General features: G+C 48.2%; 3 protein-coding genes. All 3 read left to right on the top strand.

Annotated features, from left to right (window positions below):
- The first annotated feature begins 52 nt into the window (after window positions 1-52).
- Window positions 53-871: a prolipoprotein diacylglyceryl transferase gene (gene lgt, locus Q0095_RS09205; protein WP_297883233.1), complete on the top strand. Its 819-nt coding sequence runs from the start codon at window positions 53-55 to the stop codon at window positions 869-871.
- Window positions 872-965: 94 nt separating this feature from the next.
- Window positions 966-1,649 (top strand): fumarate reductase cytochrome b subunit, encoded by a 684-nt coding sequence (locus Q0095_RS09200; protein WP_295151987.1) that lies wholly within the window; start codon window positions 966-968, stop codon window positions 1,647-1,649.
- 10 nt (window positions 1,650-1,659) lie between these two features.
- Window positions 1,660-3,679 (top strand): fumarate reductase flavoprotein subunit (locus tag Q0095_RS09195; protein WP_297883232.1); only part of this gene is annotated, 2,020 nt, incomplete at its 3' end.

Below are 3,679 nucleotides of genomic sequence, written 5' to 3'. Positions count from 1 at the left end.
GCAGCGTCTGATGCGCGCCGTTAAATTTTAAAATTTAAAACAAAGGAAAAATTTGAATTACTGGAACGAAATTTACGCCCACTTTGATCCCGTGGCGTTCAGCGCGTTTGGCATAAACGTGCACTGGTACGGCATTATGTATGTTTTGGCGCTGCTTACGGCGCTATTTATCGCCAAATATTTCGTGCGAAAAGACGGCCTTGACTTCAGCGATAAGATGCTAGATCGCTACTTTATCTGGGTCGAAGTGGGCGTCATTTTGGGCGCGCGGCTTGGATACATCGCGATCTATTCGGGCGAGGCGGCGTGGTATTTCAGCCATCCGTGGCAAATTTTCAACCCCTTTCATAACGGCGAGTTCGTGGGTATCCGCGGTATGAGCTATCACGGCGCGGTCGTCGGATTCGTGATCGCAACGGTTTGGTTTTGCAAAAAATTTAAAACCGATATGTGGGCGCTGCTCGATCTCGTGGCACTTAGCGTGCCGCTTGGGTATTTTTTCGGGCGCGTGGGGAATTTTTTAAATCAGGAGCTTTTCGGGCGCGAGACGAGCGAGCCGTGGGGGATTTTAGTAGGCGGCACGTTGCGCCATCCAAGCCAGCTTTACGAAGCGGTTTCGGAAGGGCTCGTTATTTTCGTGATTTTATTTTTCTACCGTAAATTTAAGAAATTTAACGGCGAGCTGATATGTCTGTATGCGATGCTATACACAGCGTTTAGATTTTTCGTGGAATTTTTCAGGCAGCCGGACGATGGGCTTGGCTTTGTATTTTTAAATTTATCGATGGGGCAAATTTTATCTTTAGTAATGTTTTTGATAGCAGTTTTCTTAAAGCAGTCTTTGAAGAAAAAACTAATTTGCAGAAATTAAATTAATCTAAAGTTAAAAAGTAATATAATCTCTTTACAAAAATGTAAATTTTCGTTTAGCGGGGATTTATAATCATCTTTTTTAAGGAGAACCTATGCTAGGTCGCATTGAAGGCTTTACGGGCAGATCCATAGACGGCAAAAAAAGCCGCATTATGGCTTTGCAAGACGTGGCGCAAAGCATCAGCGGGCTGATTTTGGCCTGTTTCATGCTGTGTCATATGATATTTACCGGCACGATTTTGATCGGTAAGGGCGCGTTCGAGGGCGTCGTACATTTCGCCGAACCGGGCGGAATTTATTTCGTTACAAACATCGTCGCTTTCGTGATTTTCGTGATTTTCGTAGTTCACGCGTTTTTGGCGATGAGAAAATTTCCGGCTAACTACGCCGCTTACAGGGCGTTTAAAGCGCATAAAATGCGAATGAAGCATTGCGACACGACGCTTTGGTGGTTTCAGTTTTGGACGGGATTTTTACTATTTTTCTTTGCGGCGGCTCATATTTTAATGATCGTATTCGGTCCGAAAATTACTGCAGATCTTGCTATTGCTAGATTCGGACAGCTTCATCTATTTTATTTCGTTTTATTGATTTTCGTAGTAACTCACGCTAGCATCGGAATTTATAGATTATATATGAAATGGATCAGCATAGACGGCACGAAGGCTGAAATTCAAAGAAAAAGAGCCTTCATTAAAAAGGCGGTTTTTATCGTTTGGGGCGCATTTTTCCTGCTTTCGATAATCGCCGATTTTAAATGGTTAAGTTTAGAATAGGGAGCTTAGGATGAATGTAATATATTGCGATTCTTTAGTTATTGGCGGCGGTTTGGCGGGCTTAAGAGCTGCGATCGCTACCGGCGAGAAGGGGCTTAGCACCATCGTTTTGAGTCTGATCCCTGTTAAGCGCTCGCACTCTGCGGCAGCTCAAGGCGGCATGCAGGCGTCGCTTGGAAATTCCAAGATGAGCGAGGGCGATAATGAGGACGTGCACTTTGCCGATACCGTAAAAGGAAGCGACTGGGGCTGTGATCAGGATGTCGCTAGGATGTTTGCACAAACGGCGCCTAAGGCTATTCGCGAGCTTGCAGGCTGGGGCGTTCCTTGGACCAGGATTACAAGGGGCGAGCGAAGCGCTATTATCAACGCTCAAAAGACCACGATCACCGAAAAAGATGAGGTTCACGGACTTATCCACAGCCGCGACTTCGGCGGCACGAAAAAATGGCGAACCTGCTATACTGCCGATGCTACGGGACATACAATGCTTTTTGCCGTTGCGAACGAAGCGCTAAAGCATAACGTAGATATTCATGATAGAAAAGAAGCGATCGCGCTAATTCACGCAAACAACCGCTGCTATGGCGCAATCGTGCGCGATCTGGTTACCGGCGAGCTCATCGCATACGTCTCGAAAGGCACACTGATCGCTACCGGCGGCTACGGCAGAGTATATAAGCACACCACAAACGCCGTCGTTTGCGAGGGTATAGGTGCTGCTATCGCGCTTGAGACCGGCGTCGCGCAGCTTGGAAATATGGAAGCGGTGCAGTTTCACCCAACCCCTATCGTTCCGAGCGGAATTTTACTTACCGAAGGCTGCCGCGGCGACGGCGGAATTTTGCGCGATGTGGACGGCTACCGCTTTATGCCGGATTATGAGCCTGAGAAAAAAGAACTTGCTAGCCGCGACGTCGTAAGCCGCCGCATAATGGAGCATATCCGCGCAGGCAAGGGGGTAAAGAGCCCTTATGGCGAGCACGTTTGGCTTGACATTTCGATCCTCGGACGCGAGCATATCGAGAAAAATTTACGCGACGTGCAAGAAATTTGCGAGATTTTCAACGGCATCGATCCTGCCGATACTGAGGTAATAACCGACGAGCAGGGCAGGAAGCGCGGCAAGGGCTGGGCTCCGATCCTTCCTATGCAGCACTACTCGATGGGCGGCATCAAAACAAAGGCTACGGGCGAGAGCCCGACTTTGGCGGGACTATTTAGCGCGGGCGAGGCTGCATGCTGGGATATGCACGGCTTTAACCGCTTAGGCGGAAATTCCGTCGCCGAAACCGTCGTCGCAGGAATGATCGTGGGCGAGTATTTTGCGGAGTATTGCCAAGGACACGACGTCGATATCAATACGCACGATATAGAAAAATTCGTAGACAAAGAGCAAAACTACATGAAAAGCCTGCTTGAAAAAGAGGGTAAATTTAACGTATTCGAGATCAAAAACAAGATGAAAGACGTGATGTGGGAACACTGCGCGATCTTCCGTACCGGCGAGGGATTAGCCAAAGCCGTAAAAGAGCTCGAGGAGCTTTACAAGCAGTCCTTGGACGTCAAAGTAAGCAATAAAGAGCTTTTCGGAAATCCTGAGCTTGAGGAGGCTTACCGCGTGCCGAAGATGTTAAAGCTCGCGCTTTGTATCGCAAAGGGCGCGCTCGATCGTACCGAAAGCCGCGGCGCGCACTTCCGCGAGGACTATCCGAAACGCGACGATCTAAACTGGCTAAAACGAACGCTTGCCAGCTGGAAGGAGGGCGATACTATGCCTACTCTAAGCTACGAGCCGCTTGATATTATGAAGATGGAGATGCCGCCTGCATTCCGCGGATACGGCGCCAAAGGCAATATTATCGAGCATCCGGACAGCGCCGTGCGCCAAAAAGAGGTCGATGAAATTCGCGAGAAAATGCAAGCCGAGGGCAAAGGCAGATATGAAATTCAAGAGGCATTGATGCATTATGAATTGCAGCCAAAATACAAAGCACCTAACGAAAGAGCAGGTATAGGATATGGAAATT

Source organism: uncultured Campylobacter sp., from assembly GCF_938045535.1.
GTDB lineage: Bacteria > Campylobacterota > Campylobacteria > Campylobacterales > Campylobacteraceae > Campylobacter_B.
The sequence above is the reverse complement of the archived record's forward strand: the minus strand, read 5'-3'. Positions and strand labels throughout refer to the sequence as shown.